We start from the raw sequence: 21,046 nt of genomic DNA, 5'->3' as shown, positions 1-21,046 counted from the left end.
GGACGAGGCGAAGGTCCGGGCCGCCACGCGGGATGCGCAGCATGCGAAGTCGGCGCAGACGTCGGCGCAGTCCGATGTGACGAGCGCGAACGGTGCGTTGGACGCGGCGAAGAAGATGGCCGAGGACGCGCGGAAGATGCGCGAGGAGGCCGCTCGCACGGCGAAGACGAAGATCGACGAGGCGTCGGACGCGGGGATCCACAACCGCAAGTGGTGGGAGGAGGTCGGGGACTGGTTCTCCGACAACTGGGACACCATCGTCGCGGTGTGCAAGGTCGTGGTCGCGGTGGTCGGGATCATCGCGATGATCATCGGCGGGCCGATCCTGGCGGCGATCGTTGTCGTGGCGGCATTGGTCGTGCTGGCCGACACTCTAAACAAATACCGCAAAGGCCAAGCCAGTCTGCTGGACGTTGCCTTTGCCGCCATGGACTGCATACCCGGCGGCAAGGGAATCACCAGCCTTGGCAAACTCGCCAAGGGCATGAAGGGCCTGGGCAAGTTGGGCCTCAAGGGCATGGTCAAGGCCCTTGGAAAGGGGCTCCGGCGGGAAGCTCGGCACGCGGATGACGCCGTCGCCAAGAGCAAGCCCGCGAAGGGGCGCTGCGAGGGCGGCGATCCGATCGACATGGTTTCCGGCGAAATGTTCATGGAGCAGAACGATGTCGTACTGCCCGGTTTGCTCCCACTGATACTCCGCCGCACCCACCTGTCGACGTACGTCTCTGGCCAATGGTTCGGCCCCTCCTGGGCGTCGACCCTGGACGAGCGGCTCGAACTCGACAGCGATGGCGCGCTCTTCGCCACCGAGGACGGGATGATCCTGGCCTATCCGGTTCCTGCCCCCGGGACATCGGTGCTGCCGATCGAAGGGCCTCGCTGGCCGCTGGACTGGGACGGGGCCCCCGGAGCGCCCATACGCGTTACGGATCCCCAGACCGGTCACACTCGCCACTTCGCACCAGTGTCCCAACCGCTGTCTTCCGACCAAGCGTTCACGCTTCCGCTCGCGGCCGTGACCGACCGTAACGGCCATCGCATCGAGATAGACCGAGACCCGTACGGTGCCCCCACCGCCGTACGTCATTCCGGCGGCTACCACGTCCACGTCGACACTGAAAACGGACGGGTCATCCGGCTGCGCCTGCGCGACCTCCAGGCCGGTCCGGAAGGCACCACTCTTCTCGACTACGGCTACAGCGCGGACGGCAACCTCACGGAGATATACAACTCCAGTGGCCTTCCCTACCAGCTCACTTACGACGACCGGGGACGCATCACCTCGTGGACCGATCGGAACGGGTCTTGGTATCGCTACACCTACGACGATCAGGATCGTTGCATACGGGGCGAGGGCGCCGACGGTGTCCTCGACTGCACGATCGCCTATGACGCGGATGCCCGGGAGACGCGCTTCACCAACTCGCGCGGCCGCACCACGGTTCATCGCTCCAACGAGCTCCTTCAACGCACCGAAGTCACCGATGCCCTCGGCCGTACCGTGCGTATGGAGTGGGATCGATACAACCGACCTGTGTCCCGCGTCGACGCGCTGGGCCACCGAACCCTTTTCGACCACGACGCTCGCGGCAACCTCGCGGCCATCACGCGGCCCGACGGTCGGCGGACCGCGATGGAGTACGACGAACTGGACCTGCCCATCCGGGTCGTGGAAGCCGATGGCGCCGTGTGGCAGCAAACCTTCGACGCACGGGGTAACCGGCTCAGCATCACCGACCCGACCGGGAACACGAAACAGTACGCCTACGACGAGCAGGGACATCCGACGTCCGTGGTCGACGCCCTGGGGCATATGACCAGCACACTGTGCGATGCCGCAGGCTTGTCGATCGCCGAAACAGATGCCCTTGGACATACGACCCGGGCCGATCGTGATGCATTCGGTCGGATCGTCCGTGTGCTCGACGCCGAAGGCAGCGTCGAGCGCATGGGGTGGACCATCGAAGGCGCCCCTGCCTGGCGGACGGCGGCCGATGGCAGCAGTGAGAGTTGGGAGTGGGACGGCGAGGGCCACCTGACCGCTCATACCGACAGGGCAGGAAACCGGTCCACAACGAAGACGGGCCACTTCCATCAGCCCGCGGCTCGGACCGACCGTAGCGGCGCCGAGTACAGGTTCACCTTTGACACAGAGGTGAACCTGACCAAGGTGACAAACCCGCAGGGTTTGACCTGGGACTACGTCTACGACGAGACGAACCGGCTCATCTCTGAAACGGACTTCGAGGGCCGTACGCTCACGTATACCTACGACGTGGCAGGGCGGCTTGCCTCTCGCACCAACAGCGCCGGGCAGGAAGTTGCTCTCACCCGCAACGAACTGGGCCGTGTTGTCGAAGAGCGCAGTGAACACGGTGTCGCTGTCTTCGCCTACGACCCGATGGGACGCCTTCTTCGGGCCGTCAACGAAGACAGTCTTCTGGAGCGCGCATACGACGCCGCGGGGCGTCTGCTGAGGGAGTCGATCGACGGCGCCGAGACCTCGTACAGGTATGACGCCTTGGGCCACCGCATCGAACGACGTACGCCCAGCGGGATCGTCTCCGCTTGGACGTATGACGCAGTGGGCCGACCTGAGACTCTGAACGCGGCTGGACACCGGATGGCGTTCACCTTCGACGCATTGGGCCGCGAGTTGAACCGCGAACTCGGGTCTGTAGCCAGCCTCACCCAAGTGTGGGACGCCATGGGGCGTCTCGCCGGTCAGTCCATCAACGGCGTTGGACCGCGTGCGGACATCCCGCTTCAGCAACGGCTGTACAGCTACCGTGCTGACGGACTTCTGTCCGGCATCGACGAACTCACCACAGGGCAGCGCACGTTCGACATGGACCGTGGTGGACGCGTCACGGCCGTTCGCGCACGGGACTGGACCGAAACATACGTGTACGACGGCCTCGGCAACCTTCGGGAGTCCACGGTGCCGGCGGCCGGCCAGGACCCGACGACCAAGGAGTACAGGGGCAACAGGCTGCTGCGGTCGGGCCGTACCACCTACGAGTACGACCGGCAGGGACGGCCTGTCCGGACGGTGAAGCGGCTACTCAATGGCCAGAGGCGGGTCGCCACCTTCACTTGGGACCCGGAGGACAGGCTCACCGCGACCGTCACACCGGAGGGCGCCAGGTGGCAGTACCGCTACGACCCAGCCGGGCGTCGCTGTGGCAAGGCACGCCTGGCTTCCGATGGGACTGTGGCCGAGGAGATCCGGTTCACCTGGGACGGCACCCGGGTCGCCGAGCAGGTCGACCACGACGGACACGCGACGACGTGGGACTACTTCTCCGGCACACATCGCCCCCTGACCCAGCTCGACCATCGGATACCCGCCGGGGCTGTGTCGGCATCCCGGAGCCCGGACGTGGCAGGCGTTCGATTCCATGCGGTGGTCACGGACACTGCGGGTACGCCCACCGAACTCATCAATACGCAAGGCAAATTGGCGTGGCATCAGCGGACCGAACTGTGGGGCACGGCTCTGCAGTCGGTGCCGCCCACTGTCGACTCAACGGCCGAGGTGGACTGTCCGCTGCGGTTCCCGGGACAGTACGCCGATCCGGAGACCGGTTGGCACTACAACTACGCGCGGTACTACGACCCGGAGAATGCGCGATACCTCACCCCGGATCCGCTGGGTCTTTCTCCGAGTCCCAACCACTACGGATACGTCCCTCACCCTTTCTCTTTCACCGACCCTCTTGGTCTGATCCGTGACCCAGCGACTGGTCGCTACGCCGCGGACCCGGCTGCACCGGCTAGTCGCCACAATCGGTCCTCGGAATATCCGCACTCGTACTGGGACTCCACGCACGAGGACATGGTCACGCGATTCACGGACGAGGGGCGTGCGGCCGGGGGCTGGCCTGTGGACAGGAACGGTGATCGAATTCCCAGGGATCAGCTCACCTGGCGTAACAATGCCGGTGAAATCATCCCCGGAGACTCGACTATTCTCACATATGACCACAATCCGCGAGTAGTGGAACATTACAATACAACGGGCTACAACAGTAGTTATGTGGATCGCGAGACTTGGTACAATGACACAACCGATATGGAGCCGATGACGCGTGCGGACAACGGCCGTGATGGTCAGCGTGCGCCGCAGTATCGGCAAGATACCGGACCGAATTATTCCTGCAGGGGTGCGTAAAGGGAGGGTTATATGGATCCGGCTGTTGTCGTGTCGGGTTTTCCGGGTGCTGAGGAGTTTCCGGGAGTCTCGGACGCCTGGCACTGGTCTCCCGTTCCCGGGCTCGACTTTGCTGCGGTGATCAGCGAGGACCGTCGGCATCTCTTCCAGGTGAACGCCCGTGACTCCTACGACGAGGGGCTGATCCGCGCGCTCCTCGTGACGGCACGCGAGAACAGCTCCCGGCTGCTGTCCGGCGACGCGCTGCTGACCACGATTCCCGGCTTTCGGTTTCCGGGGCGTGATTTTGACGTCCTCGCCGCTGCGCGTCCGGGGGTGCATCGTTATCACGAAGTGCAGCAACCGGAACTGCAGAATGTAACCTGGGCGGTATTCCCCGGGTATGAGTGTGAATTTGCTCCCCCCGACCGCTATTCCGTGGAGGATGCCAGGGAGAGCTTCATCAGGTTCCTCACTCCGGCCAACCTCGACCGGGCACCGGTTCCCTTCCTCAAGGTGCGGTATGACAACACGGTGACCAAGGGAGGGACGGACGGGCCGGACGGCGTTCTGGTCAAGCCGGAGACTTTGTACCGTGAACTCGAACTGCTCGACGGCGCCCCGGGAAGCTTTGTCGAGTTCGAGAATTTTCGCGGACGGGTATTCCGGGTGGATTGGGACATGGACTGGATTCTCTCCGGAGGAGCAGAAGGAGACGGGGCGCGCCGTCTGCGGCTCGATGACCTGTTGGCATTCGCGGCGAAGTCCATGCATGTCTGAGGCGCGGCTGCGGGTCACGGATGAAGTCGGTGAGACGTGGGACGACCCCACCGAGGAGCAGCTGCAGCGGCTCTACGCCGGGCTGAATCTGAGGTGCCGGTTTCTTGTCCTGGAGCGGCTCGACACACCGGATGGCGATGACAGCTATCTGCAGATCTTCCTGAACGATGACCTGACCATGGCGGTCGAGTACAGGGATGGTGGCCCCGACTCGCACCATCGGGCCGACGTGCCGCTCTCGGCTGAACGGGGCGGCGATGAGATCGTCATTCCCGTACTCGTCGGCTGGGCCTTTCGTCGCGAGGGATGGCGTGGCGCGCTGCCCTGGGTGCGATGGGACGTCGAGCGAGAACGCCCTTGGGAAGAGCATCGCGACTGAAGGGGACGGGGAGTGCGTGGATCTCCGCGCTCGTGTGATCCGGTACGAGGACCCGGCGGAGACGCCCCACGCTGGCGTCCTGGGGCTTCGGACATGACGGCCCAGACCGGCGCTGCCCCGCCTCAGGGACTGACTGGACGACAAGGATGACCACCGAAGATCGCCGAACTCCTCTGTCCCTGTATCGCCTGTTGCCGAGCATGCGAGAGTTCCAGATGCTCCAGTTCGATGACGTGCGGGTGGAGCTGATGCGCTGGCAGTTGGGCGGTTCGACCGGGATGTATCCCACGGAACTCACTGCGGAGTGGGTAGGCGATCCGCGCTGGAAGAAGAACGAGTTTCCGACCGGAACTCCCGGTTCCCCCGTCCTGAGCCGCCGTATCGCGGATGTGCTGCGGGACGACCTGGAGCAGGCGGGCCGGCTGTTGCCGGTGCGGATCGAGAAGGCGGCGGCGGACGAGTACCTGTTGTACCTGGTGGAGCGGGTGGCGGACTGCCTGGACATGGAGAGGTCGTCGCCGCCGGACCAGCTGGGCCGGGTGCAGCGGTCGGTGTTCCGGCCGGAGGCGGTGCCGGTGGATGTGCCGGCCTTCCGCTCGACGGGGTTCCCGACGGCTGTCTGCTGGAACGGCTGGGCGGTCGAGCGTCTGACCGCCCTGTTGGGAGACCAGTTGGAGGTGCGGCTGGTGTGGTCGGAGGATCCGGCTCTGGTTCCGCACCACAACCCGTGGGGGTTCTGACATGAGCGGCGAAGCCGGGGCGGTGGCCCTCCGGCAGCATGTGCTGAAGGAGGCCGTGCGCATCGTGGACGGCTTCCCCGAGGCGCTCAAGCCCGAGATCTACGTCGTCTCGTTCCGCATCTGGCGTGTGGGCCAGGACCCCCGCTACCCGTACCTGGCCATCGGCTACAACACCGAGAGCGAGGTCCGCCGGGTCCTGGAGCAGGAGTGCTCGTACGAGGGGACGGCCTGCTGGGAGTACGCGTACTGGCTCCTGGAGGGTTTCGAGACGGTCGGCCACGTGCCCGAGGACCCGGTCGGCAGCGCCCTGCACCTGGCCGAGGCGCGGGCCGAGGGGCTCTGGTACGAGGACGACGGCACGCTCTCCGAGGACGAGCAGGACGTCCGTGACGACGAACTCGTCGCGCACTTCGACGCCGTCTGCATCGACACCGCGCGACGCCTGCGGGCCGACGGGCACCTCGAACGGGCCCTCGGGCGACCGGTGCCGGTCGTGGTGTTCGACATGGACCGACCCGGCTGGGAGGCGGAAGCCACCGAGGCGGCCAACCCTCCCGAGGCAATCACCGAGTTCGCGGAGCATCAGGCGGGGCTGTGACGGGGCGCAGGGACGCGGAAAGGCCGAGCATCGGAGCGACGGCGCGCCCCGCCCTGGCGACGCCCCAGGACCCCGGCTCGGAGCGACGGCCCGCCCCGCCCTCGCGGCACCTCCAGAGGCGGGACCAGCGCACCCCACCGCCCACGCCGCCACCCCCCCCCCCGTCCCCCGTGCGACTGAAAGACCACCGCCTCGCGGCCCCGCCGTGAGCACCTCGTGCAGGCCTCGTGCGCAGTCCGTGACGAATCGCCGGGACCGGGACCTTCGTCGATTCGCGCCCGCACACCGGAGCGCCCGGTCGGATTCCCGTCCCCAACAGGGAACCAGGCGCCCTCCGTTGCGCGTGAACAACGACGAGTCCGCCGATGTCAGCGGTCCCTGACGCGCCTTGAGGGGCTTATGTGCGGCTGATACGGTGCCATGGCTTGACACTCGCTCCAGCGCTGGATATCCGGCCAGGTCGGACGGCACGCCCAACTCGGGCGGACCGGGGGCGAAGTGTCCCAATTGGCATGTGAATTGGCAGAAATCTTCTTGGGTGTACGGGGAGCGGTTGCGTGAAGATCCAAGAGCGTACGGGGGCGGGAAACAACCGTTCCGCCACGTCGGCGCAGCCTGCGATGGGTGAACGTCTGCCCTCGGCGCCTCGCGAGCGCAAACCCGCGCTCGCCGCTCTCGCGGTCCTCCTCATCCTCGTCGGCGCGCTCGGCGCCACCATGCTGGTGCTGCGGGCCGGTGACCGTGTCGAGGTCGTCCGGGTGACGGCCGACATCCAGGCCGGCGAGTCCGTGGGCGACCACATCACCTCGGTGATGGTCGCGGACGACGCCTCCATCCACTACGTCCTCTGGGAACAGCGGGCCGGCCTCAAGGCGCTCAAGGCGAAGTCCACCATCTACAACGGGACCGTCGTCATCGGCGACATGTTCGCGAGCAGGAGCAGCCTCCCCGCCGGCAAGGCCGTCGTCGGTCTCTCCCTCAAGGAGGGCCAGTACCCGGCCGACCTGAAGTCCGGCGACATCGTCGCCGCCTACTTCGTCGGCGACAGCTCCTCTTCCTCCTCCTCGTCGTCCTCCTCGGAGAGGTCCGGCTCGTCGTCGTCGAGCGGCGGAAGCAGCACGCCGATCGTCTCCGCGGCCCGCGTCACCAGCGTGCCGGACGACAGCGACAGCACCATCAGCAGCACCAACAAGCAGGTCACGGTGACCGTCGACGAGAGCGACGCGGCGGCACTGACCCGCGCCGCCGCCGCCAACGCGGTGGCCGTCGTCCTGGTCTCCGGCAACTGAGGGCGAGTGAAGTAGAAGCCATGGCGCTCATCGCCCTCGCCGCCGACAAGGGATCCCCAGGCGTCACGACCGCCGCCGTCGCCCTCGCCGCGGTCTGGCCCCGCCGGGTCCTGCTCGCCGAGACGGACCCCGCAGGCGGCGACCTCGTCTACCGCAGCGCGGCGGCCCACGGCGGTCCGCTGAACCCCAACACCGGCATGCTGTCCATCGCGGCGACCGCCCGGCGCGGTCTCGTACCCGACCAACTCTGGGACCATGTCCAGCCGTTGAGCGGCGGCCTGGAAGTACTGGTCGGACTCGGCATCGCGGAACAGGCCGCCGGGCTCGCCGGACTGTGGCCCACCCTCGGCCGGGCGTTCGCGCAGCTCGCCGATTCCCCGCACGCGCCCGCCGACGTCATCGCCGACTGCGGCCGGATCAGCGGCGAGAGCCCCGTCGTCGAGATGCTCTCCCAGGCCGCCCTGGTCCTGTTGGTCTCCCGCACGGAGCCGGAGGCCATCGCCCGCGTACGCGACCGGGCCGCCGCCCTCGCCGCCAAGCTGCACGGCGGCCCCCGCGGCGCCGCGACCCTCGCCACCCCACTCATCGGCGTCGTCCTCGTCACCGACCCCGGCGACTCCGCGAAGCTCGTCCACCAGGTCGACGACATGCTGGTGGCGGCGCAGAGCGGTGCGCGCGTCGTGGGCACCCTCGCCGCCGACCCCGCGGGCGCCGACCAGTTGGCGGGACGCAAGCGCGGACGGCTCGACAAGTCGCTGCTCATCCGCTCCGCCCGCAAGGTCACCGCGGACCTGTACCAGCAGTACGGCGCCGCCTGGACCGTACCGGCCGCCGGAACCCACGGCGCCCAGGGGCCGCACGGGCAGCCCGCCGCCGGAGCAGGGCGATGACCGCCGTCGACCACCAGCTGGTCAAGCGGTTCAGGCAGGACGCCGGTGACCGTATCGCCGAACAGCGTCGCGAGGACCAGGTCCGCGGCGTCACGCCGATGTCCAGCGAGGACGAACGGCACTACGCGCGGGCGGTCATAGCCCAGATACTCGAGGACTACGCCCGTACCGAGATCAACCTCGGACGCACCCCCCTCGACGCCGAGACCGAGGAGCAGTACGCGGCCGCCGTGCACGCCGCGCTGTTCGGCGTGGGCCGCCTCCAGCCGCTCCTCGACAACCCGGAAGTCGAGAACATCGACATCAACGGGTACGACCAGGTCTTCATCGGCTACGCGGACGGGCGCGAGGTCAAGGGCGATCCCGTCGCCGAGAACGACGAGGAACTGATCGAGCTCATCCAGGTGCTGGGCGCCTACTCCGGCCTCTCCTCCCGGCCCTTCGACTCCGCCAACCCGCAGCTCGACCTGCGGCTGCCGGACGGGTCGCGGCTCTCCGCCGTCATGGACGTGACGCGACGGCCCGCACTGTCCATCCGCCGTGCGCGGATGGGCAAGGTCTTCGTCTCCGACCTGGTCGGGAACGGCACCATCACGCCCGAGGTCGCCCACTTCCTCGCCTGCGCCGTCCGCGCCCGCAAGAACATCATGATCGCCGGCGCCACCAACGCCGGAAAGACGACCCTGCTGCGCGCCCTCGCCAACGAGATCCCGCCGCACGAGCGCCTCATCACCGTCGAACGGGCCCTGGAGCTCGGCCTCGACACCTTCACCGACCTGCACCCGAACGTGGTGGCCTTCGAGGAACGGCTGCCCAACTCCGAGGGCCAGGGAGCGATCACCATGGCCGAGCTGGTACGCCGTTCGCTCCGTATGAACCCCTCCCGGGTCATCGTCGGCGAGGTCCTCGGCGACGAGATCGTGACCATGCTGAACGCCATGTCGCAGGGCAACGACGGCTCGCTGTCCACGATCCACGCGAACAGCTCCAGCGAGGTCTTCAACCGCATCTCCACCTACGCGCTCCAGGCGACCGAGCGACTGCCCATCGAGGCCAGCCAGATGCTCGTCGCGGGCGCGGTGAACTTCGTCGTCTTCATCCAGCGGCGCAACAACTACCAGACGGGCGGCCGACTCCAGCGCATGGTCACCTCCGTGCGCGAGGTCAACGGCGTCGACGGCCGGGTGCTGTCCAGCGAGGTGTTCGCCGAGGCCCCCGACGGACGGGTCGTCCCGCACGCGCCCATCGCCTGCCTCGACGACCTGGTCCAGCACGGCTACCGGCTGCCCGGCAGCGGGAATTGGGGCTGATCATCGGATGACGGACATGACTTCCCTCGCCGCGCTCGGCTCCATGGGCGGGCTGTTCTCCACCACCGTCCTGTTCGCACTCGCCTCCGGTGTCGCCGTGGGCGGCGGCATCGCGCTCTTCGCGGTCGCGGTCCGCGGACTGCCGGCCAAGCCCGAGCACGAGAAGCAGAAGGCGAGCGAGCGGGCCGGTGAACTCGTCCGGTTCGCCGGCCGACGCGGATCCGCCGCCGCCATCGTGGGACTCGTCGTCCTGCTGCTCACCCGCTGGGCCGTCGCCGGAATCGCCGCCGGAATCCTCGTCTTCTTCTGGGACAAGCTCTTCGGCGGCGCCTCCGAGGAGCGCGCCGCGATGCGCCGGGTGGAGGCCCTGGCGTCCTGGACCGAGTCGCTGCGCGACACCATCGCCGGAGCGGTCGGCCTGGAACAGGCCATCCCCGCCTCGGCGCGCGCCGCGGCCCCCGTGCTGCGACCCCACCTGGACTCCCTGGTGGACCGGCTGCGTTCCCGCACGCCGCTGCCCGAGGCCCTGCAGCAACTGGCCGACGAGATCGACGACGCGTCCGCGGACATCATCGTGGCCGCCCTGATCCTCAACGCCCGGCTGCGCGGCCCCGGTCTGCGCCAAGTGCTCGGCGCGCTCGCCAAGTCGGCCCGCGAGGAGGTCGACATGCGGCAGCGCGTGATGGCCCAGCGCGCCTCGACCCGCCGGTCCGTGCAGATCGTCGTCGCGGTGTCGATCGCCTTCGTCCTCGGACTGTCGATCTTCAACCGCGACTTCGTCAAGCCCTACGGCACGGCGGTCGGGCAGCTCGTACTCGCCTGTGTCTGCGGCCTGTTCGCACTCGGCTTCTGGTGGCTGCGCAAGCTCTCCACCATCGAGACGCCCGAGCGGTTCCTGGTGCGCGACGAGTCGTCGGTGCAGTTCGTGCGCCCCCGTACGCCGGCTTCCACCGACGAGGCGGTACGTCGATGAACCTGACCATGCCGATCCTGATCGGCGCCGTCCTGGGCCTGGGCGCCTACGCACTCGTACGCGCCCTCATGCCGTCGAAGCGCAGCGCGGTCGCGCAGGTCGCCCGTATCGACGCGATGCGGGCACGGGGCGCCGCGTACGAATCCGCGCGCCGCGGCGGACAGGACGCCGGAAAGCTCGGCAGCCTGCGGGCCCAAGTCGGAAACCGTGTCGCCGAGTTCTACCTCCAGCAGGGCTGGGAGCAGCGCTCGCTGCGCGCCGACCTGGCCGTCCTGGACCGGAGCTGGGAGAAGTTCCTCGCGACGAAGGTGCTGCTGGCCGCGGCCGGCGTGTTCTTCGGACCGTTCCTCTTCGCCGTCGTCTGGACGCTCGGCTTCGGCAGCAGTCCGATCATCCCGGTCTGGCTGGCCCTGCTGTTCGCCCTCGTCTTCTTCTTCCTCCCCGACGTGGAGGTTCGGCGGGACGCGGCGGACAAGAGGCGAGACCTGCGGCGCGTGATCGGCGCGTACCTGGACCTCGTGTCGATGAGCCTGGCCGGCGGCCGGGGTCTGCCCGAGGCGCTGATGGCCGCCGCCGAGGTCTCCGACGGGTGGGCCACCCAGCGCATCCGCAACGCGCTCGCCGACGCCCGCATCACCGGCATCAGCCAGTGGCAGGCCCTCGGCTCGCTGGGCGAGGAACTCGGCGTCGAGGAACTGAAGGACCTGTCGGCCTCCCTGGCGCTGGTCGCGGACGACGGCGCGAAGGTCCGCGAGTCGCTCGCCTCCCGCGCCGAGACCATGCGGCACCGCGAGCTCTCCGAGATCGAGGGCAGCGCGGGCGAGAAGTCGCAGTCGATGCTCGTCGCCCAGCTGCTGCTGTGCGCCGGCTTCCTGGTCTTCCTGATCTTTCCCGCCGCCATGCGCGTCTTCCAGGTCTGACGCCGACCGACAACTTCATCCACGTCATTTCGAGAGGACAACTCACCATGAACGGACGGAACTTCAGCACCGGGATCCCGGGGGTGGACTTCCTGATCACCTTCCTCCAGGGCCGGGTGCAGCGTGCCCGCTCCGGCGAACTCGACCGGGGTGCGTCCGCGGTGGAGTGGGTCATCATCTCCGCCGTCGTCGTCGCGATCGTCGGCGTGGTCGCCGCCATCATCAACGCCGCCCTCAGCGACGGCGCCAACAAGGTGGGCGACTGCATCAAGGGCGCGGACGCCGGCAAGACCTGCTGAGCCGTTCCGCTACTTCTCACACGGGGACACGGGTGCGCGCACGTCCAGGGGTACGTCGCTGGGTACGCCGCCGGGTGGAGGCATCCTCCGCCCGCGGCGACTCCGGCATGACCGCGATCGAGTTCGTGCTGCTCACGCCGGTGCTCTTCTTCATGATCTTCGCGACGGTGCAGTTCGCGCTGTACTTCTTCGCCGATCACGTGGCCCAGGCGGCGGCCCAGGCGGGTGCCCGCAAGGCCCGTGCCACGGCCGACGAACAGCCCGGAGCGTGGCGGGGCGAGGCACGCGACGTCGTCGACAGCTACATCCGCCAGCTCGGCCCGCAGCTGGTCCTGTCCCCGGACGTGAAGCTGCTCCAGCCCGAGCAGAACAAGGTCGGGGTGGAGATCACGGCCAAGGTGCCCGCCGTGTTCCCGGGCCTGGACCTCACGGTGCACGCCCAGTCGGTGGGCCCGGTGGAAAGATTCGTGAAGGAGGGCGAGAACTGATGGCGGCGCTCGTCTCCTTCGTACGGGACCGGGTGGCGGCGTACCGCGAGGGCGACCGGGGCTGGGGAGCGCGGGGGCAGCAGGTGGACCGGCGTGACCCGGGAGCCCGGCGGTACCAGGCGTACCGGGGAGACCGGGGAGACCGGGGACTGTCCACCGTGGAGGTGGTGATCCTCGCCCCCGTGATGATCCTCTTCATCCTCGTCCTGGTGGCCTTCGGGCAGCTCGTGGACGGCCGGGGCGCGCTCGACGGGGCCGCGCGGGACGCGGCACGCGCGGGATCCCTCCAGCGGGAGGAGGCGACCGCCATGTCCGAGGCGCGGAAGGCGGCCGACGCCGACCTCGCGGACGTGTGCTCCGGCCCGGTGACCGTCACCAAGACCAGCACCGGATTCGCGGACGCCGAGCTCTTCACGGTCGAGGTCAGCTGCCAGGTGCGGGGTCTCGCCATGCTCGGCCTGGACGTCCCGACGACGCTGACCAGCTCGTTCACCTCGCCGCTCGACCCCTTCAAGAGGAAGGCGTGACGGGGCGCATGAGGCTGCGTACACAGGCGGGACAGGCCGGGCCGGGTGCCCGGGCCGGGTGGAGCGGGCCGGGCGACCGCGAAGTCTCCCCAGGGCTGCGTACCCGCGCCCGGGAGTGGGCCGGGGTGCGCCGGACCCGCCTGGACGACCGCGGCTCCGGCGCCGGCGCGGTCATCATCTTCGCGATCGTCTTCCTCTCCCTGTCGGCCTTCGTCATCGACGGCGGCATGTCGATCTCCAAGCGGGAGCGGGCCGCGGACATAGCCGAACAGGCCGCCCGCTACGCCGCCCAGGACGTCGACAAGGAAGCCCTCTACCAGAACCAGGGCAAGGGCGGCGCCCCCATCCGCTACCAGAACTGCGGGGCCCGCGTGAAGGCGTTCGCCCGCGAAATGGGCATGTCCGGCGCGGACATCGCGGCCACGCACTGCGTGGCCGCGGACGAGAACCAGGTCGAGGTCGAGGTCCAGCTCACCTACTCCCCGGTCTTCACCGGCATGTTCTACGGCGGCGACGTCGTCGTGCACGGCACCGCGGTGGCGGAGAACGAGGTCGGCTGAACCGGCGCCGCCGCGGCGGCGGACGAGCGGAGGTGGCTGGCGGCGTTCGGGCGGAAGAAGGACGACCCAGGCGCCGCGCGAGCCTCCCGGACGCGCGTCACTTCCCGCCGTCGCCCTTGCCGCCCTTCTTCTCCGTCTTCACCCCGTCGGAGACGTCCTTGGCCAGCTTGTCGTCGAGCTTCTTGAACTCGCGGACGACGGCGTCGGACATGTCGGCGAGGGCGTCGAGGGCCTGGGAGATGTCCTCGCGGCCGTCCTCCCAGCCGGACTCGAAGTCGTCGAGCGCGTCGTAGACGGTGTGGTCGCCGAGGTCGTCCTTGTAGGACTCGAAGAGCTTCTTGGTGTGATTCAGCCGGGTCTTGATGTCGCGCAGCCGTCCGCCGTAGTCCTCCAGCTCGCTGAGCGGGAGCGCGAGGTCGCTCTTGCCCGTGCCCATGTGCGGTTCCCCCTTGATTCGTCAGACGAAGCGGAACGTGCCGGTCACGGCGTCGAAGACGTCGTGGAACGCCTCCGCCAGGTCCAGCACCGGGCTGGCCCCGGAGACGAGCACCACCTGGCCGGCGGTTCCCGGGACGGGGATGTACGTCTGGGTCAGCACCATACGAAGGGTACGGGTGTCTCCCTGCGCGACGGGAACGTCCTCGACGCCGAACGTCCGGGCAGCCGGGCCGACTTCGGGAAGGTTGTCCGTGCTCGGCACCCTGAAAAAGCAGGGCGTGGCCCTGTCCACGGATCCGCGGGCAGTCAACTCGGCGCGATAGTCCGCGGGGTCGGGAACCTCGCGGATCCGCTCGTCGACGAGCGCGCGGATGGTGCCGTCGCGCCCCTCGGGGCGGATGTCGAACTCCCACCAGGATTCAGGGACGGACAGGGAGATCCCCCTGAAGTCCTCCTGGACGCCCTCCTGCTCGCCCGGGCGGACCGGGTCTGGCGTGGTGGGCACGGCGCTCAGTTCCTCTTTCCGGCTCATGAGTTGTCCTGCCGTCAGCCGGTGCCGTCAGCTTGCCGTCTGGCTTCGGCGGTCAGTCGGGCATCGGGAGCCCCGCGGCCTCGGTGAGCCGCATTGCTTCGTCCACCGAAATCTTGGGCGGTACGAAGTCGAGCGACTCCGCGTGCCGGATGAACTCGGCGGGCGGGGCCACGCGGTGGTACTGGACGTAGTCGGACCAGGCCAGATTCCAGACCCAGGTCCCGTCCGTCATGACCCCGACACGAACCCGCATTCCCTCGGCGTCGAAAAAGGGGTCGGGAAGAGTGCCGGGAGAGAAGAGCAGCGGTTCTGCGCTCTCCAGATATCCGGCCAGCTTCGCGGCCAGCTCCTCCGGGAGCGAACCGGTGACGCACTCGATATCGGTTTCTGTATCTCCAATGCGGTACGGCACGGATACCAAGGTCATGGGTGCGCAGACCTCCCGCCTTCCACTGCTGGCCGAGCCCGCCGATGTCGGTGAAGCTTTGGCGGTCGCGCCGCCCTTGGGGTGGTCTCGGCGATGGCACAGCGAGCCGTCGGATCGATCCGTGGTCTCGGCACGGGCTTCGCTGCCGCCGGGCTGCGTCTCGATCGCCCTGCGGAACGACTCCTGGCCCATGTGGGCGAGGCCGGCGCGCGTAGGCCTACCGATTGATCGACTGGATTTCCTGGACATCCATGTCCTGGGTCGTCTCGAAGGTGCCGTCCGGGAGGTCGCCCTTGGCGCCGCCGGTGCCTTCCCAGGAGATCTGCCAGGTGATGGAGGCCTTCAGCTGGTACGGGGCGCCGCTCGTGGCGCGCAGGTACTCGATGCCGCACGGCGGCGTCCTGTCGGCGTCGCCCTTCTTGTACGGGGTGCCGATGGAGCCGTCGTCGTTGATCTTGCACTCGCCGGAGGCCGGGAACGTGTCGGCGTCCTCCGTGCCGGGCTCCAGGTGCAGCGCGACCGGCTTGGCCGTGGTCTCCGCCCACAGGTTGGTGTTCGGGAGCTCGGCGCGGACGGTGACGTCCTGGAAGGTGCCCTTGTCGAGCCAGATCCACGTGGGCAGATTGACCGTGGACTTGCCCTCGGGCTTCAGCTCGATCTCGGTCTCGGGGACCTTGACCTGGTTGTACGCGTATCCCGCCAACGTCTCCGGGGTCGGTGCGTGCGGGATCTTCGGCACCTGCCGTTCGGGCTCCCAGAACATGATCCGACCGCAGTCCCAGGACTCCGGATCGCTGTCGTCGGGAGCCACGCTGCGCCAGAAGTAGCCGCCCTTGCCGATGTTGTAGTTCTTGTAGCCTTCGGCGGTGCTGTTCTCGTCGTCGAAGTTGGTCTCAGGGTTGCCTTCGTCGTAGTGCTTGGTCCACAGGTCCTTGCCGAACCACGATTCGTGGATGCCGACATCGCCGTTGCCGTCCGTCTTGTCGACGAACTCCTTCAGCCCCGCGGGGGTGAAGACAGGCTCGTACCAGCATGCCGGCGGCTTCCAGTTCGTGTTCGCCGGAGCGACGTTTCCCCGTTTCCCGCTGGTCGGGCCCTTCACCTGGCGGACCTTGATCTGGGAGTGAGTGGCCGACGCGTAGGCGGACACGTTTCCCTTGTCGTCGGCCTTGCCGCCCGTGTCATTGGTGCCACCGCCGCCCACGGCACTTGCCTGCGGGGCCCAGAGGAGAGCGGAGGCGAGCGACGCGGCTGTCAGGGCGGGCATCAGGTACCGGGACTTCATGACGCGCAACCGCCCCTCTTGGACTGGGTGGACACGTTCTGCCAGACGTTCTCCGCGTTCTTGCGCAGAGTGACGGTGTAGAAGACCTCGGGGTCTGTACCGGCCGGGTTCCCCTCGACCTTGCTCGTCTTGCGGTCCCTCGTGTAGGCCTTCGACTCGTCGGTGCAGTAAGTGACCGCTGCTCGCGTCCTGTTGCTGCCGAGGACCGTGACCTTCGCATCGAACGCGGGCAGTTTGCCGAAGACGGTCAGGTTCTTGTCCGTGTAGGTCTTGATCCACCGCTGGTCCTGCGAGAGGCCGGAGTCGGTGTCGTAGAAGGCCAGGGCGTCGCCGCCGTCGGGCTCGTTCGCGGTGATCGCCGCGTACCCGGCCCGGAGCTGCTCCCTGGTGTCGTCGAGGACCGCCCGCTCGACGGGGTCACTGCTGGTCCAGTCCTGGAAGGTGAGCTGGAAGTTGTCCGGAAGGGTGATCCGCGGCCGCTTGGCGTCGGAACCCCCCGACGCCGAAGCCGACGGTGACGTCGAGCCCGTGTCCGCGCCCTTGATGTCGTCCGAGGACTTGTCGTCGCCTCCGCCGCATGCGGTGAGCAGGAGGGCTGTGGTCGCGGTGAGCGCGGCGGCGGCTGTGGTCAGGGCGCGACGGGACACGGGCTTTCTCCCCCTGTGTTCGGCATGTGTGCAGCAGAGAACGAAGCTATCAGGGGTGCGTAGAGGGCATCGGGGCGGCAGCGGGGGATTGTGTGGGGACCGTGAGAACTGTGACATGACGGTTGCGAACGATGGTGAGCTGAGGCGGGACGCGGATTCCGGGGCAACGGGCAAGTCGGACTTAGGGGGTGAGGTCCGGTAAAGCGGTCCGCCGCTCAAGTCCCGTCCCCTGTCTGGCCTTCGACGGCCTCCGTACGATCTCGATAGGCTCAGCACACCCCCCGGACCACCTCTGCAGCTCCAAGCTCCCGCATCCCTCACCACACGACCTCAGGACACCCGCCATGGCCCGACGCACCACTTCAAGCTCGACGGGAAGCACGCCGGGTCCGAGGAATCGGACGCCACAGCCGCTGCCCCGGCGTCGACGGACGTTCGGGGACTTCGCGAAGGCGACCGCCGCGTTCGTCGCGCTGCTGGTACTGCTCGTCGGCGTTCCCGGCGCGCTCGTGGTCAGCGTGGGATGGCCGCTGCCGCACGGGGCGCCCTCGCTGGACTGGCTCCAGCAGGAGATCACGGTCGGCACGTTCATCAACGTGCTGACGGTGATCGTGTGGTTCGCCTGGGCCCAGTTCACCGCCTGCGTGCTCGTCGAGGTGAAGGCCGCGCTGTCGGGCGTGGGCCTGCCGAACCGCGTCCCCGGCGCCGGTCCGAGCCAGCTGCTCGCCCGCCAGCTCGTCGCCGCGCTGCTGCTCGTCGGCGCCACCGCGGCCAGCTTCGCGCCGGGCCTCTCGCAGCTCGGCCAGAGCCTGGAGGGCAACCAGCGCGGCACGGTCGCCGCCGCGCAGCAGACCCCGGGCGGGCTGTTCGCACAACAGCAGGAGCAGGCCGCGTCCAGCGCGGCCGCCGCGCTCGCCGAGCAGGCCGCCGACGCGGCGTCGCACGCCGACGCCGGGAGCGGTCACACCGCCCACGAGGGCGACACCAAGTACTACCGGATCCATCCGCCCGAGGGGCGCCACCACGACTCGCTGTGGGAGATCGCCGAGCGGCACCTCGGCGACGGGCGCCGCTACAAGGAGATCTACCAGCTCAACAAGGACCGTACGCAGCCCGACGGTTCCAAGCTCTCCGAGGCGAGTCTGATCCGCCCCGGCTGGATCCTGGAGATGCCTGGCGACGCCCACGGCGGCGATCTCGTCGAGCTGCCCGACGAGGCGCCGAAGGTCTCCGAGCAGGTCCAGCAGCAGATCCACGACTACGCGAAGACCGGCGACCACCAGCAGGGCGGCGGGCAGCAGGGCGCCGGCGACCGGGACACCGCCCACATCCACCTGCCTCATCAGCGGCCGGGCGGCGACCAGGGCGTCGGCCGTGGCGGGGACCAGCGGCACGAGCAGGGGGCCTCGCACGCCTCGGACTCCTCGGCCGCCGAGGAGAGCGGGTTCTCCTTCGGGCTGCCCGAGACGCTCGTCGGCGCCCCCCTCCTCGCCGCGGGCCTGCTCGGAGCGCTCGGCCGCCGACGTCGCCAGGCCCTGTGGCAGTCGGCGCTCGGCGCGGTCGGCGGACGGCGCGGCATGGAACCGCCGGTCCCCACCGGTTCGGCCGCGGACGCCCAGGACGCGCTGCTGGTGGGCGCCGACCCCGAGGGCGTACGCCTGCTCGACCTGTCGCTGCGCGGGCTCGCCGCGGCGCTCGCCGCCGAGTCCCGCCCGCTGCCGACCGTCTACGCGGCCTGGCTCAGCGGCAACGGCGACCTGCACCTCCAACTCGCCCAGCCCGCCGGGAAGCCGCCCGCGCCGTGGCAGCTCGGGCAGGACCAGACGTTCTGGATGCTGGCGCGCGCCGACGCGGAGCGGTACGAGGACGTCGACACCGCCGCTCCCTACCCCGGCCTGGTCAGCCTCGGGACGATGGACGACTCCCGGCTGCTCCTCAACCTGGAGTCCGTCCCCGGCATCGTGTCGCTGAGCGGCAGCGCGAGCGACCGTGCGGGCGTCTTCGCCTCCGTCGCCGCCGAGTTGGCGACCAACGGCTGGTCCGACCGCATGACGATCACGCTCGTCGGCTTCGGCGAGGACCTCACGCCGCTGGCGCCCAACCGGCTGCGCCACCTCGACGACGTCGAGGCGCTCGTGGAGACCATGGAGGCGGAGACGCGGCAGCGGCGCGGCGCGCTGGGCGCCGCCGGCCACGACTCCGTGCTCACCGGCCGCACCGGGCCCGCCCAGCACACACGCTGGGCCCCGCACCTGGTGCTCCTCGCCGCCGAGCCGTCCGCCGAGGACGCCGTCAAGCTCGCCGAACTCGCCGCCGACGCGAGCCGGCTCGGCATCGGCTACCTCGTCGGCACGGAGAGCGGCGATCTGCCGGGCGCCGCCTGGGAGATGGAGATCACCGGCGAGGGCAAGCTGCTCGCACCGCTGCTCGGCCTCGAACTAGACGCGCAGTCGCTGCCGGTGGCGCAGCAGCGGGCGGTTGTGGAGCTGTTCGTCGAGGCGGACCCCGAGCGGGAGCGCACCAACTCCGCGGCGCCGCCGTTCCTCGTCGACATCAGCGAGCAGGGCCGTCCGGCGGTGTACGCGCGGCTCGTGGGGCCGTACGAGATCATCGGCCTGGACACGCCCGACGGCGAGCGCAGCCCGTTGATGCACGAGGCGCTCGCTCTGCTGCTCCTGCACCGCGAGGGCGTGCACCCGCGGGTGCTGTCGTCCGCGCTGTGGCCGCGCGGGGTCACCGACGACGTGCGGGACGCGCTCGTCGACCGGCTTCGCGGCTGGCTCGGCACCGACCCGGACGGCACCGCTCGCCTCGGCACCGACGCCACCGGCCGGCTCACGCTCGCCAAGTCGGTCGTCTCCGACCTGGACGTGCTGCGGTCGCTGTACCACGAGGCGACGCAGGGCAAGGGCGTCAACAGCCGTGCGGTGCGCGGGCGGTTGCTCACGGACGCGCTCGTCCTGGTGCGCGGTCCGCTGCTCGCCGACCGGCCCGCGGGCCGGTACGGCTGGCTCACGCACGAGATCATCGACGCGCAACTCCCGTTGCTCGTCGCGGACATCGGACTCGCGCTGTCCGCCTTCCACCTGGAGAAGGACCGCGCGGAGAAGGCCATCGAGGCCCTGAACGCCGCCCTGAACTCCGCCCCCGCCGACGAGCGGCTGTGGAACGAACTGCTGCGCGCGACACACACGACCGGTGACGGCGACCGTATGAAGCGGCTCGCCGCGGACCTGGTCGCCCGCAGTGGCGCGCGCGGCCTGCCGCCGCGCACCGAGGCGCTGCTGGACGAGCTTCTGCCGATGTGGCGGAGCGGTGTCGCCGCCGTCGGATGAGCCGGGCGGTGCGTGGGGCCGACCTTCGGCACGCCGTGTCGGCCGTGGGCCCACTGTGCCCGCCGGGGCCCGCGCCAGGCGGCCCGCCGTGCCCGTCGGGGACCTGCCGTGCCCGTCGGGGACCTGCCGTGCCCGTCGGGGACCCGCCGTGCCCGTCGGGGACCAGCAGTGCCCCCCGGCGACCCGCCGTGCCCGCCGGCGACCCGCCCCGGGCGACGGGACACCCGCCCGCGCGACGGCGCCGCACCCCCGTGACGGGACGCGCCGACGCGATCAGCCCCCCGTGACGGGACGCGCCGACGCGATCAGCCCCCCGTGACGAGACGCGCCGACGAGATCAGTCCCTGCGGGGGAACGCGCCGAGGCGATCCATCCCCTGCGGAAGGCCGCCCGGTCCGGTCCGGGCCGGTCCCGCCCGCGGGTGGCGACTTGACCCTGGTGATCCGCGTCGCGGCCCGAGCCCGGGCCGTGGGCCT

At 69.3% G+C, this 21,046-nt stretch carries 20 protein-coding genes; 15 read left to right on the top strand and 5 right to left on the bottom strand.

What is annotated here, in order from left to right:
* The first annotated feature begins 97 nt into the window (after window positions 1-97).
* The 14 genes from H305_RS48875 (at window position 98) to H305_RS0142450 (ending at window position 13,906) form a co-directional block, all read left to right on the top strand.
* Window positions 98-4,174, top strand: coding sequence for a DUF6531 domain-containing protein (locus H305_RS48875; protein WP_234021440.1), 4,077 nt, complete (start codon window positions 98-100; stop codon window positions 4,172-4,174).
* Between the two features lie 12 nt (window positions 4,175-4,186).
* Window positions 4,187-4,933, top strand: coding sequence for a hypothetical protein (locus tag H305_RS0142510; RefSeq protein WP_028805795.1), 747 nt, complete (start codon window positions 4,187-4,189; stop codon window positions 4,931-4,933).
* Window positions 4,926-5,312 (top strand): hypothetical protein, encoded by a 387-nt coding sequence (locus H305_RS0142505; protein ID WP_051371594.1) that lies wholly within the window; start codon window positions 4,926-4,928, stop codon window positions 5,310-5,312. The genes H305_RS0142510 and H305_RS0142505 overlap by 8 nt, the downstream gene beginning before the upstream one ends.
* A 200-nt stretch (window positions 5,313-5,512) precedes the next feature.
* Window positions 5,513-6,052, top strand: a complete 540-nt coding sequence (locus H305_RS0142500; RefSeq protein ID WP_199791544.1) for a hypothetical protein — start codon at window positions 5,513-5,515, stop codon at window positions 6,050-6,052.
* A gap of 1 nt (window position 6,053) precedes the next feature.
* Window positions 6,054-6,650, top strand: coding sequence for a hypothetical protein (locus tag H305_RS0142495; RefSeq protein WP_199791545.1), 597 nt, complete (start codon window positions 6,054-6,056; stop codon window positions 6,648-6,650).
* A gap of 557 nt (window positions 6,651-7,207) precedes the next feature.
* Window positions 7,208-7,939, top strand: a complete 732-nt coding sequence (locus tag H305_RS0142490; RefSeq protein WP_028805791.1) for a hypothetical protein — start codon at window positions 7,208-7,210, stop codon at window positions 7,937-7,939.
* Between the two features lie 20 nt (window positions 7,940-7,959).
* Window positions 7,960-8,829 (top strand): hypothetical protein, encoded by an 870-nt coding sequence (locus H305_RS0142485; protein WP_028805790.1) that lies wholly within the window; start codon window positions 7,960-7,962, stop codon window positions 8,827-8,829.
* Window positions 8,826-10,139, top strand: a complete 1,314-nt coding sequence (locus H305_RS0142480; protein WP_028805789.1) for a CpaF family protein — start codon at window positions 8,826-8,828, stop codon at window positions 10,137-10,139. The genes H305_RS0142485 and H305_RS0142480 overlap by 4 nt, the downstream gene beginning before the upstream one ends.
* A 7-nt stretch (window positions 10,140-10,146) precedes the next feature.
* Entirely contained in the window at window positions 10,147-11,112 is a 966-nt protein-coding gene (locus tag H305_RS0142475; RefSeq protein ID WP_078629533.1) for a type II secretion system F family protein, read from the top strand.
* Complete coding sequence (locus tag H305_RS0142470) at window positions 11,109-12,032, top strand: type II secretion system F family protein (protein ID WP_028805787.1); 924 nt, start codon at window positions 11,109-11,111, stop codon at window positions 12,030-12,032. Before H305_RS0142475 ends, H305_RS0142470 begins: the two co-directional genes overlap by 4 nt.
* A gap of 47 nt (window positions 12,033-12,079) precedes the next feature.
* Window positions 12,080-12,331, top strand: coding sequence for a hypothetical protein (locus H305_RS0142465; protein WP_028805786.1), 252 nt, complete (start codon window positions 12,080-12,082; stop codon window positions 12,329-12,331).
* A gap of 107 nt (window positions 12,332-12,438) precedes the next feature.
* Window positions 12,439-12,819: a TadE family protein gene (locus H305_RS0142460; protein WP_234021441.1), complete on the top strand. Its 381-nt coding sequence runs from the start codon at window positions 12,439-12,441 to the stop codon at window positions 12,817-12,819.
* On the top strand, window positions 12,819-13,346 hold the full coding sequence (locus tag H305_RS0142455) for a TadE/TadG family type IV pilus assembly protein (protein WP_078629532.1): 528 nt from the start codon (window positions 12,819-12,821) through the stop codon (window positions 13,344-13,346). Before H305_RS0142460 ends, H305_RS0142455 begins: the two co-directional genes overlap by 1 nt.
* An 8-nt stretch (window positions 13,347-13,354) precedes the next feature.
* Window positions 13,355-13,906, top strand: a complete 552-nt coding sequence (locus H305_RS0142450) for a pilus assembly protein TadG-related protein (protein WP_199791542.1) — start codon at window positions 13,355-13,357, stop codon at window positions 13,904-13,906.
* Window positions 13,907-14,003: 97 nt separating this feature from the next.
* Here H305_RS0142450 and H305_RS0142445 read toward each other — a convergent pair whose 3' ends face one another.
* From H305_RS0142445 to H305_RS0142425, 5 genes are all read right to left on the bottom strand, one after another.
* Complete coding sequence (locus tag H305_RS0142445; RefSeq protein ID WP_028805782.1) at window positions 14,004-14,342, bottom strand: hypothetical protein; 339 nt, start codon at window positions 14,340-14,342, stop codon at window positions 14,004-14,006.
* Between the two features lie 21 nt (window positions 14,343-14,363).
* On the bottom strand, window positions 14,364-14,876 hold the full coding sequence (locus H305_RS0142440) for a hypothetical protein (protein ID WP_234021439.1): 513 nt from the start codon (window positions 14,874-14,876) through the stop codon (window positions 14,364-14,366).
* Window positions 14,877-14,928: 52 nt separating this feature from the next.
* Window positions 14,929-15,303, bottom strand: coding sequence for a hypothetical protein (locus tag H305_RS0142435; RefSeq protein WP_028805780.1), 375 nt, complete (start codon window positions 15,301-15,303; stop codon window positions 14,929-14,931).
* Window positions 15,304-15,520: 217 nt separating this feature from the next.
* Window positions 15,521-16,588, bottom strand: coding sequence for a hypothetical protein (locus H305_RS0142430; protein ID WP_051371593.1), 1,068 nt, complete (start codon window positions 16,586-16,588; stop codon window positions 15,521-15,523).
* Entirely contained in the window at window positions 16,585-17,235 is a 651-nt protein-coding gene (locus H305_RS0142425; RefSeq protein WP_028805778.1) for a hypothetical protein, read from the bottom strand. The genes H305_RS0142430 and H305_RS0142425 overlap by 4 nt, the downstream gene beginning before the upstream one ends.
* Before the next feature lie 344 nt (window positions 17,236-17,579).
* Between H305_RS0142425 and H305_RS0142420 the strand changes: the two genes are divergently transcribed.
* On the top strand, window positions 17,580-20,570 hold the full coding sequence (locus H305_RS0142420) for a BTAD domain-containing putative transcriptional regulator (RefSeq protein ID WP_028805777.1): 2,991 nt from the start codon (window positions 17,580-17,582) through the stop codon (window positions 20,568-20,570).
* Window positions 20,571-21,046: the final 476 nt, after the last annotated feature.

It is taken from the genome of Streptomyces sp. 142MFCol3.1, assembly GCF_000424945.1.
GTDB lineage: Bacteria > Actinomycetota > Actinomycetes > Streptomycetales > Streptomycetaceae > Streptomyces > Streptomyces siamensis.
This window is presented reverse-complemented; position numbering and strand designations above follow the sequence as displayed.

Bases quoted from the DNA above. Each gene is read 5' to 3' on its own strand.
- H305_RS0142510 (WP_028805795.1), top strand. From the start codon at position 4,187: ATGGATCCGGCTGTTGTCGTGTCGGGTTTTCCGGGTGCTGAGGAGTTT.
- H305_RS0142505 (WP_051371594.1), top strand. From the start codon at position 4,926: ATGTCTGAGGCGCGGCTGCGGGTCACGGATGAAGTCGGTGAGACGTGG.
- H305_RS0142500 (WP_199791544.1), top strand. From the start codon at position 5,513: ATGCGAGAGTTCCAGATGCTCCAGTTCGATGACGTGCGGGTGGAGCTG.
- H305_RS0142495 (WP_199791545.1), top strand. From the start codon at position 6,054: ATGAGCGGCGAAGCCGGGGCGGTGGCCCTCCGGCAGCATGTGCTGAAG.
- H305_RS0142485 (WP_028805790.1), top strand. From the start codon at position 7,960: ATGGCGCTCATCGCCCTCGCCGCCGACAAGGGATCCCCAGGCGTCACG.
- H305_RS0142480 (WP_028805789.1), top strand. From the start codon at position 8,826: ATGACCGCCGTCGACCACCAGCTGGTCAAGCGGTTCAGGCAGGACGCC.
- H305_RS0142475 (WP_078629533.1), top strand. From the start codon at position 10,147: ATGACGGACATGACTTCCCTCGCCGCGCTCGGCTCCATGGGCGGGCTG.
- H305_RS0142470 (WP_028805787.1), top strand. From the start codon at position 11,109: ATGAACCTGACCATGCCGATCCTGATCGGCGCCGTCCTGGGCCTGGGC.
- H305_RS0142465 (WP_028805786.1), top strand. From the start codon at position 12,080: ATGAACGGACGGAACTTCAGCACCGGGATCCCGGGGGTGGACTTCCTG.
- H305_RS0142460 (WP_234021441.1), top strand. From the start codon at position 12,439: ATGACCGCGATCGAGTTCGTGCTGCTCACGCCGGTGCTCTTCTTCATG.
- H305_RS0142455 (WP_078629532.1), top strand. From the start codon at position 12,819: ATGGCGGCGCTCGTCTCCTTCGTACGGGACCGGGTGGCGGCGTACCGC.
- H305_RS0142450 (WP_199791542.1), top strand. From the start codon at position 13,355: ATGAGGCTGCGTACACAGGCGGGACAGGCCGGGCCGGGTGCCCGGGCC.
- H305_RS0142445 (WP_028805782.1), bottom strand. From the start codon at position 14,342: ATGGGCACGGGCAAGAGCGACCTCGCGCTCCCGCTCAGCGAGCTGGAG.
- H305_RS0142440 (WP_234021439.1), bottom strand. From the start codon at position 14,876: ATGAGCCGGAAAGAGGAACTGAGCGCCGTGCCCACCACGCCAGACCCG.
- H305_RS0142435 (WP_028805780.1), bottom strand. From the start codon at position 15,303: ATGACCTTGGTATCCGTGCCGTACCGCATTGGAGATACAGAAACCGAT.
- H305_RS0142430 (WP_051371593.1), bottom strand. From the start codon at position 16,588: ATGAAGTCCCGGTACCTGATGCCCGCCCTGACAGCCGCGTCGCTCGCC.
- H305_RS0142420 (WP_028805777.1), top strand. From the start codon at position 17,580: ATGGCCCGACGCACCACTTCAAGCTCGACGGGAAGCACGCCGGGTCCG.